General features: G+C 72.5%; 14 protein-coding genes. 2 read left to right on the top strand and 12 right to left on the bottom strand.

Features of this window, described 5'->3' with window-relative positions:
- Nucleotides 1–134 precede the first annotated feature (134 nt).
- The 11 genes from ruvB to pgsA form a co-directional block, all read right to left on the bottom strand.
- Complete coding sequence (gene ruvB, locus ABTY61_RS38245; protein WP_350509817.1) at nucleotides 135–1,205, bottom strand: Holliday junction branch migration DNA helicase RuvB; 1,071 nt, start codon at nucleotides 1,203–1,205, stop codon at nucleotides 135–137.
- Nucleotides 1,206–1,269: 64 nt separating this feature from the next.
- Nucleotides 1,270–1,881, bottom strand: coding sequence for a Holliday junction branch migration protein RuvA (gene ruvA, locus ABTY61_RS38240; RefSeq protein WP_350509816.1), 612 nt, complete (start codon nucleotides 1,879–1,881; stop codon nucleotides 1,270–1,272).
- Entirely contained in the window at nucleotides 1,878–2,447 is a 570-nt protein-coding gene (gene ruvC / locus ABTY61_RS38235) for a crossover junction endodeoxyribonuclease RuvC (protein ID WP_350509815.1), read from the bottom strand. Before ruvC ends, ruvA begins: the two co-directional genes overlap by 4 nt.
- Before the next feature lie 152 nt (nucleotides 2,448–2,599).
- Nucleotides 2,600–3,358, bottom strand: a complete 759-nt coding sequence (locus tag ABTY61_RS38230; RefSeq protein ID WP_049651428.1) for a YebC/PmpR family DNA-binding transcriptional regulator — start codon at nucleotides 3,356–3,358, stop codon at nucleotides 2,600–2,602.
- Nucleotides 3,359–3,448: 90 nt separating this feature from the next.
- Nucleotides 3,449–4,066 carry a pyridoxal 5'-phosphate synthase glutaminase subunit PdxT gene (gene pdxT, locus ABTY61_RS38225; protein ID WP_350509814.1) on the bottom strand — a complete coding sequence of 206 codons (618 nt, stop codon included), beginning with the start codon at nucleotides 4,064–4,066 and terminating at the stop codon, nucleotides 3,449–3,451.
- Nucleotides 4,067–4,161: 95 nt separating this feature from the next.
- Nucleotides 4,162–5,073, bottom strand: a complete 912-nt coding sequence (gene pdxS / locus ABTY61_RS38220) for a pyridoxal 5'-phosphate synthase lyase subunit PdxS (RefSeq protein WP_350509813.1) — start codon at nucleotides 5,071–5,073, stop codon at nucleotides 4,162–4,164.
- A gap of 149 nt (nucleotides 5,074–5,222) precedes the next feature.
- On the bottom strand, nucleotides 5,223–5,723 hold the full coding sequence (locus ABTY61_RS38215) for a hypothetical protein (protein ID WP_350509836.1): 501 nt from the start codon (nucleotides 5,721–5,723) through the stop codon (nucleotides 5,223–5,225).
- 104 nt (nucleotides 5,724–5,827) lie between these two features.
- Nucleotides 5,828–6,196 (bottom strand): 5-carboxymethyl-2-hydroxymuconate Delta-isomerase, encoded by a 369-nt coding sequence (locus tag ABTY61_RS38210; protein ID WP_350509812.1) that lies wholly within the window; start codon nucleotides 6,194–6,196, stop codon nucleotides 5,828–5,830.
- Nucleotides 6,197–6,290: 94 nt separating this feature from the next.
- The gene (locus ABTY61_RS38205) at nucleotides 6,291–7,475 is read right to left on the bottom strand and encodes a glycosyltransferase family 4 protein (protein WP_350509811.1); all 1,185 of its coding nucleotides are present in this window, start codon (nucleotides 7,473–7,475) and stop codon (nucleotides 6,291–6,293) included.
- Between the two features lie 40 nt (nucleotides 7,476–7,515).
- On the bottom strand, nucleotides 7,516–8,481 hold the full coding sequence (locus ABTY61_RS38200) for a phosphatidylinositol mannoside acyltransferase (protein ID WP_350509810.1): 966 nt from the start codon (nucleotides 8,479–8,481) through the stop codon (nucleotides 7,516–7,518).
- 16 nt (nucleotides 8,482–8,497) lie between these two features.
- Nucleotides 8,498–9,145 (bottom strand): phosphatidylinositol phosphate synthase, encoded by a 648-nt coding sequence (gene pgsA / locus ABTY61_RS38195; RefSeq protein WP_350509809.1) that lies wholly within the window; start codon nucleotides 9,143–9,145, stop codon nucleotides 8,498–8,500.
- Nucleotides 9,146–9,378: 233 nt separating this feature from the next.
- Between pgsA and ABTY61_RS38190 the strand changes: the two genes are divergently transcribed.
- Nucleotides 9,379–11,427, top strand: a complete 2,049-nt coding sequence (locus ABTY61_RS38190) for an elongation factor G-like protein EF-G2 (RefSeq protein ID WP_350509808.1) — start codon at nucleotides 9,379–9,381, stop codon at nucleotides 11,425–11,427.
- Here ABTY61_RS38190 and ABTY61_RS38185 read toward each other — a convergent pair.
- On the bottom strand, nucleotides 11,415–11,858 hold the full coding sequence (locus ABTY61_RS38185; RefSeq protein ID WP_350509835.1) for a thiol-disulfide oxidoreductase DCC family protein: 444 nt from the start codon (nucleotides 11,856–11,858) through the stop codon (nucleotides 11,415–11,417). The genes ABTY61_RS38190 and ABTY61_RS38185 overlap by 13 nt on opposite strands.
- Before the next feature lie 200 nt (nucleotides 11,859–12,058).
- Here ABTY61_RS38185 and ABTY61_RS38180 point away from each other — a divergent pair, with 200 nt between their 5' ends.
- Nucleotides 12,059–13,705, top strand: coding sequence for an AbeC-like domain-containing protein (locus ABTY61_RS38180; protein WP_350509807.1), 1,647 nt, complete (start codon nucleotides 12,059–12,061; stop codon nucleotides 13,703–13,705).
- Nucleotides 13,706–13,824 lie beyond the last annotated feature (119 nt).

Here is a 13,824-nt window from a genome sequence, read left to right as displayed (position 1 = left end):
ATCCTGCCGCCGAAAGTGGCGACCCTCCGCCTGCACAGTTTCCCCGGACTTCTGCCCCGCCTCCTCCCCGGGCCACGGCACCGGGGAGGAGGCGGGAACCGACGACCACGTCTCACCCGTTCGGCCGGGAGCGGTCAACTGCCGTCCGGCGGGAACAGCTCCGGCTGGGGCGGCACGGTGCCGCGCGTGGTCTGCACCGGCGGGACGAGGCCCAGGTGCTGCCACGCGGCGGCGGTGGCGATCCGGCCGCGCGGGGTGCGGGCGAGCAGGCCCTCCCGGACCAGGAACGGCTCCGCCACCTCCTCGACCGTCTCGGCTTCCTCCCCCACCGCGACGGCGAGTGTCGACAGGCCGACCGGCCCGCCGCCGAACAGCCGCAGCAGCGCGTGCAGCACCGCGCGGTCCAGGCGGTCCAGGCCGCGGGCGTCCACCTCGTAGACGTCCAGCGCCTGGGCGGCGATCCCGGCGGTGACCACGCCGTCGTGCCGGACCTGGGCGTAGTCGCGGACCCGGCGCAGCAGCCGGTTGGCGATGCGCGGGGTGCCGCGCGAGCGCCCGGCGATCTCGGCCGCGCCGGCCGGGTCTATCTCCACGTCCAGCAGCGCCGCCGAGCGGTGCACCACCCGCTTCAGCTCGGACGGGGCGTAGAACTCCATGTGCCCGGTGAAGCCGAAGCGGTCGCGCAACGGCGGCGGCAGCAGGCCGGCCCGGGTGGTGGCGCCGACCAGGGTGAAGGGCGGCAGCTCCAGCGGGATGGCGGTGGCGCCCGGGCCCTTGCCGACGATCACGTCGACCCGGTAGTCCTCCATCGCCATGTAGAGCATCTCCTCGGCCGGCCGGGACATCCGGTGGATCTCGTCGAGGAAGAGCACCTCGCCCTCGGTGAGCGAGGAGAGGATCGCCGCGAGGTCCCCCGCGTGCTGGATGGCCGGGCCGGAGGTGATCCGGATCGGGGCGCCCAGCTCGGCGGCGATGATCATGGACAGGGTGGTCTTGCCCAGCCCGGGCGGCCCGCTCAGCAGCACGTGGTCGGGCGCGCTGCCGCGCTGGCGGGCCGCCTGGAGCACCAGGGACAACTGCTCGCGCACCCGTTCCTGGCCGATGAACTCGTCCAGCAGTTTGGGGCGCAGCGCGGCCTCGACCGCCTGGTCCTCGCCGTCGGCGGCAGCCGTGACCAGCCGGTCGGCGGGTTCCGAGTCGTACATCCTCGCGGGCTCCAGAGTCTCCGGTGTCGACGGTGTCGACAAACGGACAGGTCGTCAGATGGATTCAGCGGGCGCGGTTGAGGCCGCGCAGGGCCAGCCGCAGCAGGGCGCCGACATCGGGCGTCTGCTGGGCCTCCGCCTCCGGCGTGACGGCGGCGACCGCGTCGTCCGCCTCGCGCGGGGCGTAGCCGAGGCCGGTCAGCGCCGAGTGCAGCTGCTCGCTCCACGGCGCCGGACCACTGGCGATCGGCTTCTGCGCGGGCACCGCGCCGTGCGGGGCACCCAGCTTGTCCTTGTACTCCAACAGCAGCTTGGCCGCCTTCGCCTTGCCGATACCCGGCACCGCGACCAGCGCCTTCTCGTCCCCGCCCGCCACCGCGGCGCGCAGCGCGTCGGGACTGTGCACGCCGAGGATCGCCTGCGCCAGCTTGGGGCCCACGCCCGGCGCGGCCTGCAGGATCTCGAACACGGCCCGCTCGTCGTCGTCGGCGAAGCCGAACAGGGTCAGCGAGTCCTCCCGGACCACCAGCGAGGTCGCCAGCCGGACCGGCTCACCCAGCCGCAGCCCGGCCAGGGTGTTCGGGGTGCACTGGACGGCCATGCCGACCCCACCCACCTCGACCACGGCGACTCCGGAGGCGATGGCCGCCACCGGCCCTTGCACGAAGGCGATCACCGACTACTGCCTTTCACGGAGAAGGGGCCCTTGACGGGCGTGGAACGGGCCGCCTGGGCGGCGGCCTGGGCCGCGGCCTGCAACCGGTTGGTCGTCCCGCCGCGCCAGATGTGGCAGATCGCCAGCGCCAGCGCGTCGGCCGCGTCGGCGGGCTTGGGCGGGGCGTCCAGCCGCAGCAGGCGCTGCACCATGGCCGTGACCTGGGCCTTGTCCGCCCGGCCGGAGCCGGTGACGGCGGCCTTGACCTCACTGGGGGTGTGCAGGGTGACGGGGATGCCGCGCCGGGTGGCGCAGAGCATCGCGACCGCGCTCGCCTGGGCGGTGCCCATCACGGTACGGACGTTGTGCTGGGCGAAGACCCGCTCGACCGCGACCAGGTCGGGCCGGTGCTCGTCCAGCCAGCTCTCCAGTCCCTGCTCGACCAGCAGCAGCCGCTGCCCGATCTCGGCGTCTGCCGATGTGCGCACCACCCCGACCCCGGCCATCCGCAACGGCCGGCCCGGCGCGCCCTCGACCACGCCGACCCCGCATCTGGTCAGCCCGGGGTCAACACCCAGCACCCGCACGCCACGCCCCGCCTCTCGTTGACCCGCCACTCGCCGACTCGCCGGCGGCCTTCGCGAAGGCTACCGGCAGGGTCCGACAACCCTGCCGACGACACCGGCCCGGCGGTCCTGGGACCACCGGGCCGGGCAGTGAGAACGATCACTCGGCGCCGTTACTCGGCGTCGAGCTGCGCACCGACCTCGTCGGAGATGTCGAAGTTGGCGAAGACGTTCTGCACGTCGTCGCTGTCCTCCAGGGCGTCGATCAGCTTGAGGATCTTGCGGGCGCCGTCGACGTCCAGCTCGACCTGCATGCTCGGGAGGAAGTTGGCCTCGGCCGAGTCGTAGTCGACGCCGGCGTCCACCAGCGCGGTGCGCACGGCGACCATCTTGGAGGCCTCGGAGACGATCTCGAAGGAGTCGCCGAGGTCGTTGATCTCCTCCGGCTCCTGGTCGAGGACGACCTCGAACAGCTTGTCCTCGTCCACGCCGTCCGCCTTGGGGACGATCACGACGCCCTTGCGGGTGAACAGGTAGGACACCGAGCCCGGGTCGGCCATCGAGCCGCCGTTGCGGGTCATCGCGACGCGCACGTCGGAGGCCGCGCGGTTGCGGTTGTCGGTGAGGCACTCGATCAGGACGGCGACACCGTTGGGGCCGTAGCCCTCGTACATGATGGTCTGGTAGTCGGCGCCGCCGGCCTCCAGACCGCCACCGCGCTTGACGGCGCGGTTGATGTTGTCGATCGGGACCGAACTCTTCTTCGCCTTCTGGATGGCGTCGTAGAGGGTCGGGTTGCCCGCCGGGTCGGGACCGCCGGTGCGCGCCGCCACCTCGATGTTCTTGATCATCTTGGCGAAGAGCTTGCCGCGCTTGGCGTCGATCACGGCCTTCTTGTGCTTGGTGGTAGCCCACTTAGAGTGGCCGGACATCGCCAGCTCCTTTACGTCGCCAAAGGGAAATGAAACAGGAGAGATCTTACCGGTGTCGTCACCGGTAAGGCGCACACGGCTACCGGAGCCCTACCGGGCGGCGAGGTGCTCCTCGACCATCCGCACGAAGTAGGCGTGCACGCGGTGGTCGCCGGTGAGCTCCGGGTGGAACGAGGTGGCCAGCAGGTCGCCCTGGCGCACGGCCACGATCCGGCTCTCCGGGCCGTCCGCGCCGGGCAGTTCGGCCAGCACCTCGACGCCCGCACCGACCGCCTCGACCCAGGGGGCGCGGATGAAGACGCCGTGCACCGGCGCGTCGTCCAGGCCCTTGAAGGCGAGGCCGGACTCGAAGGACTCGTTCTGCCGCCCGAAGGCGTTGCGGCGCACCGTCATGTCGATGCCGCCGACGCTCTCCTGGTCCTCCCGGCCGTCGAGGATCTTGTCGGCCAGCATGATCATGCCCGCGCAGGTGCCGTACACCGGCATCCCGGCGGCGACCCGCTCGCGCAGCGGGTCCATCACGCCGAACAGCAGGGCCAGCTTGGACATGGTGGTGGACTCCCCGCCGGGGATCACCAGTGCGTCGACCTCGGCCAGCTCCTCGGCACGGCGCACGGGACGGGCGAGCGCGTCCGCCTCGGCCAGCGCCACCAGGTGCTCGCGGACGTCGCCCTGCAGAGCGAGGACGCCGATGACTGGAGTGCTCACGGTCTTCAACCTCTATCGATCGTTACTACGGAAGGACGCGGCGCGGCCCGCCGCACACCGAAGCGCTGCGGCGGGCCGGCGAAGGGCAGGAGTGGTTACCAGCCGCGGTTGGCGTAGCGCTCGGTCTCCGGCAGGGTGTCGCAGTTGATGCCGACCATGGCCTCGCCCAGGTTCCGGGAGGCGTCCGCGATGATCTTCGGGTCGTCGAAGAAGGTGGTGGCCTTCACGATGGCGGCGGCGCGCTTGGCCGGGTCGCCCGACTTGAAGATGCCGGAGCCGACGAAGACGCCCTCGGCGCCCAGCTGGCGCATCAGCGCGGCGTCGGCCGGGGTGGCCACGCCACCGGCGGAGAACAGCACGACCGGCAGCTTGCCGAGCTCGGCGACCTCCTTGACCAGCTCGTACGGGGCACGCAGCTCCTTGGCGGCGGCGTACAGCTCGTTGTGGTCGAGCGCGCGCAGCTGGCCGATCTCGTTCTTGATCTGGCGCAGGTGGCGGACCGCCTCGACGACGTTGCCGGTGCCGGCCTCACCCTTGGAGCGGATCATGGCCGCGCCCTCGGCGATGCGGCGCAGGGCCTCGCCCAGGTTGGTGGCGCCGCAGACGAAGGGGGTGGTGAAGGCGAACTTGTCGGAGTGGTTGACCTCGTCGGCGGGGGTCAGCACCTCGGACTCGTCGATGTAGTCGACACCCAGCGACTGCAGGACCTGGGCCTCGACGAAGTGACCGATGCGGGACTTGGCCATCACCGGGATGGAGACCGCCGCGATGATCTCCTCGATCATGTTCGGGTCGGACATGCGGGCCACGCCGCCGTCCTTGCGGATGTCGGCGGGAACCCGCTCCAGGGCCATGACGGCCACCGCGCCGGCGTCCTCGGCGATCTTCGCCTGCTCGGCGTTGACCACGTCCATGATCACACCGCCCTTGAGCTGCTCGGCCATGCCGCGCTTGACCCGGGCGGTACCGATCTGCGGCTGGTCTGCGGTGGTGGGGGTGGTGGACACGTGAGACCTCACTCGAAGATGAACCAGTGCTATCGCCCTATGGTAGGCGGAACGGGTGGCCCAACCATGCGCCACCAAGTCCAGCCCGGACGACGGGATGCGACAAACGGGCCGTATCCGGGGACAGCCTATGCAGGCGCCCCTTCGGGCTATGCAGGCGCTCCCTCGGGCGTCAGGGCAGCCGGTGGAGCATCGTCCATCTCGAAGGCCATCGGGAACGGCGCCTTGCCCGCCAAGCGGAAGTACCGCACCAGCCGGTGCTCCCGCACCGCCCGCGCCGCCCGCACCGCGTCGTTGTGGAACCGACGGGCCATCGGCACCCGCCGCACCGCGGCCGTCAGATCACGAACCGCCTCCTCGCCGCCCGGCTCGGCCACCAGCGCCGCCACCTGTTCCGGCTCCTCGAACACCGCCCGCAGCGCCAGGCTCAACTGGCTCTCCGCCACCTCGCGGTGCTCGTCCTCGGCCTGCCGGGCCGCGTGCGCCGCGTCCAACAGCAGCAGCGAGGCCGCCGGGTCCAGCAGCGAGGACGTCGCCAGCTCCATCGCCACCGAGGCCCGACGGACCAGCTGGGCGTCCAACGCCGCCCGCGCCGCGTCGATCCGGGCGTGCAGCCGGTCCAGACGGCCGGCCGTCCAACTCAGGTACATGCCGAACAGCACCACGGCCACGCCGGCCCAGATCCAGGTAGTCACGGACCGCTACGTTACCGGGTGTCACCGGCCGCCCCGCCCGGTGTCAGTCCTGAACGGTGTCAGCCCCGGACGCTGCCGTTGCGGTAGCTGTCCCGGTCGATGTCCGCGATGTTCACCGCGGTGAACAGCCGCGTCCCCGGCGCCGGCCGTACGTGCTGCGCCAGCAGCGCCAGCACGCCCTCGCTCAGCGCCGCCTTCGCCTCCGGCGCACGGCCCGGGAACAGCTGGAACTCGACGTACACCTGGGCGTCGTCGGCCGACCCGTCGGAGCCGACCACGAGGTCCTCGCTCCGCCGGAACAGCGTCTTGCAGGACCCGGGCTTGGCGTCGATCGTCTCCTCCGCCAGCCGGTTGATCGCCAGGCCCAGCACCCGGCGGTCGAAGGACCCGGCCAGGCTCGACGAGTAGTCGACGGAAATCTGCGGCATCGTTCCCCCATGGGTCACAGTGGTGCGGTCGGCCCGACCCTAACCCCGCCGACATCCGGACCCGCGCAAGCCCCCGGCCGTCAGGCCCGGGCCGTCAGTCCCGGGCCAGGCCGAACCGGCCGCGCCGCCCGCTGCGCTCGTCCTCCTCGACCACCGCCGCCGCCCCGGCCGTCACCGTCTCGTACACCGCCAGGATGTCCGCGCCGACCGTCGACCAGTCGAACCGCCGCACGTGCCGCGAAGCCGCCTTGCGCAGCTCCTCCAGCCGCCCCGGATCCCCCAGCAGCCGCAGCGCCGTACGGGCCAGCGCCTCCGCGTCCTCCACCGGGAACAGCTCCCCCGCGTCCCCGCCGTCCAGCACCTGCTTGAACGCGTCCAGATCGCTGGCCAGCACCGGGGCGCCCGCCGACATCGCCTCGACCAGGATGATCCCGAAGCTCTCGCCACCGGTGTTCGGCGCCACGTACAGGTCCACGCTGCGCAGCAGCCGGGCCTTCTCCCGGTCCGAGACCATGCCCAGGAACTCCACCCGCTCGCGGACCTCGGGCGCCAGGCCGGCCACGGCCTCCTCCTCGTCGCCCTTGCCCGCGACCAGCAGCCGCACCCCCGGCCGCTCGGCCAGGATCCGCGGCAGCGCCGCCAGCAGCGTCGGCAGGCCCTTGCGCGGCTCGTTGATCCGGCCGATGAAGCCGATCGTGCCCGGCTCCCCCGCCGCCGCGCCACCGGTCCACCGCTCGTCCGGCTCGGCCTCCGCGAAGAACCCCACGTCCACGCCGTTGGGGATCACCACCGCGTCCCCGCCCAGGTGCTCCACCAGGGTGCGCCGGGCGTACTCCGACACCGCGATCCGGGCCCGCATCTTCTCCAGGCCCGGCTGCAGGATCGGCGAGGCCGCGATCATCGCCCGCGAGCGCGGGTTCGAGGTGTGGAAGGTGCCCACCATCGGCCCGGTCGCCGACCAGGCGGCCAGCATCGACAGGCTCGGCGAGGCCGGCTCGTGCACGTGCAGGATGTCGAAGCGGCCCTCGCGCAGCCACCGCCGCACCCGGGCCGCCGACAGGATGCCGAAGCTCAGCCGCGCCACCGACCCGTTGTACGGCACCGCCACCGCCCGCCCCGCCGAGACCACGTACGGCGGAAGCGCCTCGTCGTCCTCGGCCGGCGCCAGCACCGACACCTCGTGCCCCAGGCCGATCAGGTGCTCGGCGAGGTCCCGGATGTGGAACTGCACCCCGCCGGGGACGTCCCAGTCGTACGGGCAGACGATGCCGATCTTCACGGGTTCCTCAAGCTCCTTCGGACAGTCGTACGGGCCGGGCTCAGGCGCCGGAGGCCTCGGCGGCGGGCTCCTTCGCCGCCTCGGCGCGCGCCGCCGCGGGCCCGCCCCCCACCGTCTCACGGGCGGGCAGGTCGGCCAGCCAGAACTTCTGCAGCATGTGCCAGTCCTGCGGGTGCTCGCTGATCCCGCGCTGCCAGACGTCCGCCATCGCCTGGGTCATCGCCAGGGTCCGGGCCTTGCGGTCGCCCTCCTCGGGCACCGCCACCTCCGGGTGGATGACCCCCCGCAGCACCGGGCCGTCGTACCAGAGCGTCACCGGCAGCAGCGCCGCCCCGGTGCGCTGGGACAGCGCCGCCGGGCCGGCCGGCATCCGGGTCGCCTCACCGAAGAAGGACACCTCGATGCCCGCCTCCGAGAGGTCCCGGTCCCCCACCAGGCACACCAGCTTGCCCTCGCGCAGCCGCCGCGCCAGCGTGCCGATCACGTTCACCCCGCCGCCGGTCAGCGCCAGGACCTCCATGCCCTGGCCCTCCCGGAACTCGACGAACCGGTCGAACAGCCGCTCCGGCTTCAACCGCTCCGCGACCGTCGTGAACGGGTGGCCCAGCTGTGCTATCCAGGTGCCCGCCAGGTCCCAGTTGCCCATGTGCGGCAGCGCCACCACCGCGCCCCGCCCGGACTCCAGCACCTCCCGCAGGTGCTCGTAGCCGTCCACCTGCACGTCCCGGAGGATCCGCTCCCGGCTCCACACCGGCAGCCGGAAGGACTCCATCCAGTACCGCAGGTACGACCGCATCCCGGCCCGCGACAACCGCCGCAGCGCCGCCTCGTGCAAACCCGGACGAACCCGGCGCAGGTTCGCCTCCAGCTGCCGCACCCGCGGCCCGCGGCGACGCCAGGCCTGGTCCGCCAGCCGGTCGAACAGCCACCGCGCCACCGGCTCCGGCAGGTGCTTCAGCACCGCCCAGCCCAGCGCGTACGCCCAGTACACCAGTCGGTCCGTCACCGCAGGACGCCCCCCATCAGCTCCCGGCCGCCGCTCGGTCGGCCTCGAACGCCTCACGGCGCACGGTCACCATCCGCTGGACCACCGTCACCAGGCTGCCCGCGGCCACCAGCCACAGCGCCACCGGCAGCAGCCACTCCACGTACGGCACCCCGAAGGTGTGCAGACCGGCGACCCCGGCCGCCACCAGGCTGATCACCAGCCGTTCGGCCCGCTCCACCAGCCCCGACACGTCACACGGCAGGCCCTGGCTCTCCGCCCGCGCCTTGGTGTACGACACCACCAGGCCACTGGCCAGGCAGAAGATCGCCACCGCGCACAGCAGGTTGTTGTCGCCCTTGCCCGCGTACCACATCGCCAGACCGCCGAAGATCGCGGCATCCGCGACCCGGTCCAGCGTGGAGTCCAGGAAGGCACCCCACTTGCTGGTCCGGCCCAGCTGACGGGCCATGTTCCCGTCCACCAGGTCCGAGAAGATGAACAGCGTGATCGTGATGGTGCCCCAGAAGAACTCCCCGCGCGGGAAGAACACCAGCGCACCGGCCACCGAACCGGCGGTACCGATCAGCGTCACGGCGTCCGGGCTCACGCCCAGCCGGATCAGGAACGCGGCGAACGGGGTCAGAACACGTGTGAAGAAGGCACGCGCGTATTTGTTGAGCATGGCCTTCCCAGCCGCTCCGATCTCCCAGGTACCCGCCTGGCGCAGCGGACGCGGCAGACGGCCGGACGAATGAGCCCGCCCGGCGCCACCCATCGTAGCCACGCCCGGGACACCCTCCGTCGCACGCACCGCCGGACGGCACCCCCGGCCAGGGCCCCCGACCGACACGCGCCCGTCGGATCCCGACCCTAGACTTCCAAGGACAAGCCTCGGCGCGACGGGAGGAGACCCCGATGCCCGACCGCAGCACCGCACGAGCCGGCCAGGCGCCCGCCGTCACCGGCCCCACGGACCTGCGCAACGTCGTCCTCGTCGGCTCCGCCGGTGTGGGCAAGACCACCCTCGCCGAATCCCTCGCCCTCGCCGCCGGCGCCACCGGCCGCGCCGGCCGTGTCACCGACGGCACCACCGTCTCCGACCACGAGCCCATCGAGCACCAGCAGCAGCGCTCCGTCCAGCTCTCGCTGCTCCCCCTCGAATGGAAGGGCGTCAAGATCAACCTGATCGACCCGCCCGGCCACCCCGACTTCGCCGCCGACCTGCGCGCGGCCCTGCACGCCGCCGACGCCGCCGTCTTCGTCGTCTCCGCCACCGACCCGGTCACCGCCCCCACCCGCGCCCTCTGGCGCGAATGCTCCGCCGAAGGCATCCCCCGCGCCATCGCCGTCGCCAAACTCGACCTCGCCCGCACCGACTTCGACGCCATCCTCACCAGCTGTCACGACGCCTTCGACCTGGGCCCGGACTCCCTGCGCCCGCTCTTCCTGCCCGTCCTCCACGACGGGCGCCCCGACGGCAGCGTCGACCTCCTCACCGGCGACACCTACGGCGACGCCACCCCCCTGCCCGACACCGGCCCCGCCCACGACAGCCTCGTCGAAGCCATCTCCGGCCAGGACGACACCCTCATGGAGCGCTACCTCTCCGGCGACCCCCTCGACGCCGACGCCCTCGAAGCCGGAATGCGCCGCGAAGTCCTCGACTGCACCCTCCACCCCGCCGTCCCCACCAGCGACAACGGCCTCGGCGCCGCCGAACTCCTCGACCTGATCGCCCACACCTTCCCGAACCCCACCGAACGCACCCGCCCCGCCCCCGACTGCGACCCCGACGCCCCGCTCGCCGCCCAGGTCGTCCGCGTGACCGGAGACGCCTACGTCGGCCGGATCAGCCTGCTGCGCCTCTACGCCGGCACCCTGCGCCCCGACAGCCGGATCCACCTCGTCGGCCCCGCCCACACCGCCGACCAGAACGGCGACGAACGCGTCACCGGCCTCTCCAGCCCCTTCGGGAAGCTCCAGCGCCCCGTCCCGCACGCCGTCGCCGGAGACCTCGTCTGCGCCGCCAAGCTCACCACGGCCCGGGCCGGCGACACCGTCCACGACCCCGGCCACCCGGTCGAACTCGACGGCTGGACCCTTCCCGAGCCCCTGCTGCCGATCGCCGTCGAAGCGCACAGCAAGGCCGACGACGACAAGCTCTCCCAGGCCCTCACCCGGCTCACCGCCGAGGACCCCGCGCTACGGCTCGAACAGAACCCCGACACCCACCAGCTCGTCCTCTGGTGCACCGGCGAGGCCCACGCCGAGGTCGTCCTCGACCGGCTGCGCACCCGCCACGGCGTCCACGTCGACACCGTCGAACCCAAGGTCGCCCTGCGCGAGACCTTCGGCACCGCCGCCGTCGGCCACGGACGGCTCGTCAAACAGTCCGGCGGCCACGGCCAGTACGCCATCTGCGACCTGGAGGTCGAACCCCTCCCGGCCGGCTCCGGCTTCGAGTTCCAGGAACACGTCGTCGGCGGCGCCGTCCCCAAGCACTTCATCCCCTCCGTCGAGAAGGGCGTCCGCGCCCAACTCGCCAAGGGCGTCGCCACCGGCCACCCGCTCGTCGACGTCCGGGTCACCCTCACCGACGGCAAGGCGCACTCCGTCGACTCCTCCGACGGAGCCTTCCAGAACGCCGCCGCCCTCGCCCTGCGCGATGCCGCCGAGCACGCCGTCATCCGACTGCTCGAACCTGTCGCCGCCGTCAGCGTCCTGCTGCCCGACGAGTACCTCGGCGCCGTCCTCGGCGACCTCTCCGCGCGCCGCGGCCGCGTCCTCGGCACCGAGACCGGCGGCCAGGGGCTGACCCTGCTGCGCGCGGAGGTCCCCGAACTCGAACTCGTCCGCTACCCGGTCGACCTGCGCTCCCTCACCCACGGCACCGCCGAGTTCTCCCGCGCCCACCTGCGCCACGAACCCATGCCCGCCGCCCTGGCCGAGCGCTACACCGACTGAGCGGGCTTCCGGTTCGGCAGCGCGCACGCCGCCGTACCCCCCGGCATCCGGTGCCGGTTGCGGGACACCCAGCGGTACACCACGCCCGCCACCGGGCGCACCGGCGGCAAGGTCAACAGCGCGCCCAGGTACGCCCACGCGCCCCCCGTGCGCATCAACAACCGCGCCACCGCCTGCGCGCCCCCGTACACCCGGCCCGCGGGCGTCACCCAGAGCACCTCGCGCCCGGCCCGCTCGGCCGACACCTCGCCGAGGCCGCCCGCCAGCGCGTCCAGCTCCGCCAGGTCCGCGAACTGGAACGGCACCGACTCCCAGCCCCCCGAGGCCAGCGTCTGCCGCAGGTACTCCTCCCCCCACCGCACGCAGGACGAACAGAACGCGCAGTCCCCGTCGAAGACCAGCACCGGATCCTTCACGACAACCCCCTTCATCGTCTTCACCCTCCATCCTCCTCCACCCCCACACCGTCGGCCCGGGCGGGTATCGACCCGGCCGAAGCTGGGCATCATGCCCCTCAGGCCCGAGTGCGGCCGGAACGCACCGGTTCGTGACGGTACTTCAGACGATCATCCGCGCAGGGGCGCCACCGCACGGTAACCTGCCGCTGACAAGGGGAGGAGCAGACGCCACCGTGGCCACACTCGACATGACCCCGGGTGCGCAGATACCCCGGACCGACGCCGGCCCGCAGACGGCCGTCACCCAGGCGCTCTCCTCCGCCGCCTACCGCGACGGCGAGATCAAGGACTTCGTCAAGGACGTCACCGAAACCAAGGAGAAGAAGGGCCGCTTCGCGCTCTTCCGCCCCAACCTCGGCGAGGCCTTCAGCAAGGCCCTGATCTCCCGCGCCCTCGGCGGCGACCGCAAACCCCTCGTCCCCTCCTTCGGCGTCGACACCCGCCAGGTCGTCGAACACTGCCTGGCCGCCGAGGAACTCCGCCACGCCCGCGACCGTCAACTCAGCACCGTCACCGTCATCACCGGCCTGCTCTTCCTCCCCGGCACCCTGATCTGGCTCGGCGCCTTCCAACTCCGCGCCTGGCTCAAGCGGGACAACGCCCGGGGGGCCGACACCTACGGCGCCCTCGCCCTGATCGCGGCCGCCGTCCTGGCCGGCTTCCTGCTGCTCCGCCCCCCGGCGGCCGGCTTCCTCGGCATCTACCTGCGGATCACCATGATCGCCCCGGTGCTCGGCTGGTACCTCGCCCGCCGGATCGTCGAACGCTCCGCCACCGACCTGCGCGGCCGCTGGCAGGCCCTGGTCGAGGGCAGCGCCGTCGCCGCCACCGTCGCCAAGGCCGTCCCCCGCGACGACCTGGACAAGAAGGCCAACGACCTGCGCGACAAGCTCGGCCGGCTGGACGCCGAGCAGGACACCAACGTCCACCACTACGCCGGTCCCAAGGGCATCCTGGGCGCCGGCCGCCGCTGGGGCGAGTGGCGCCTGGCCGACACCCTCCACCCCGCCGAGGGCCACGCGGACTTCCGCGCCTTCCACCCCTGGGACCTGGTCCGCCGGATCTCCGCCCACCTCAAGGGCCTCGGCGTCAGCCACGTCGCCAACAGCGGCATCCCCAACGTCGCCATCAAGCAGTGGGCGGTCTTCGACGTCAGCGAGGGCGCCGACGAGATCAGCCGCCCCAGCGGCGCCGACATGGACGGCGAGCGGATGCGCGACTTCGCCGTGCAGAGCCTCGCCGACAAGCAGACCTTCCCCGGCGGCCCCCGGCACTACCTGGCCACCCAGTTCATCACCCACGACGGCAAGCTGATCATCACCTTCACCGTGACGGTGACCCTGCTCGCCAACGTGCTCAGCATCTCGGTGGCCGGGTACGCGCTCGGCCCGGTCAAGGGCGTCTTCTTCGACAAGCCCAAGGACAAGGAGAAGTCGGTCGCCAAGACGGTGAAGTTCTGGGAGGAGCGCACCGTCAAGCTCCCCCTGATCGACAACGACGAGGTGGTCCGCCAGGCCGTCCGCGCCCCCTTCCACCGGATGCCCGGCCTGCTCGGCTGGCTCGGCGGCGGCATCGGGCTGCCCGAGCCCTTCGGGCTGCGGCACTCCTGGGTCGGCACCGCCTGGAACAACCGCTCCATGGTCGACAACGCGCTCAACGCCTCCGTCCCGGTGCTCAACGCGGTGCACACCGCCACCCTGGAGTTCCTCCAGGAGCACGACCTGGACGCCGACCGCTTCTTCAAGAACCGCACCTCGATCATCAAGTCCGAGGCGCAGGGCAGCCGCCCGTACAAGGTCGACGAGTTCAGCGCCGACTGATCGGCGACGACGCGTGAAGAGGGGCCCGCCCCCCCACACCCCCGTGGGGGGCCCCGCAAGAACCCGGCCGCCCGCGGCCCCCACCCGCCCCCCCGCCGCCCCCCACGTGGGGGGGTGCG

This window comes from Kitasatospora sp. NPDC096128, assembly GCF_040303105.1.
Classification (GTDB): domain Bacteria; phylum Actinomycetota; class Actinomycetes; order Streptomycetales; family Streptomycetaceae; genus Kitasatospora.
This window is presented reverse-complemented; position numbering and strand designations above follow the sequence as displayed.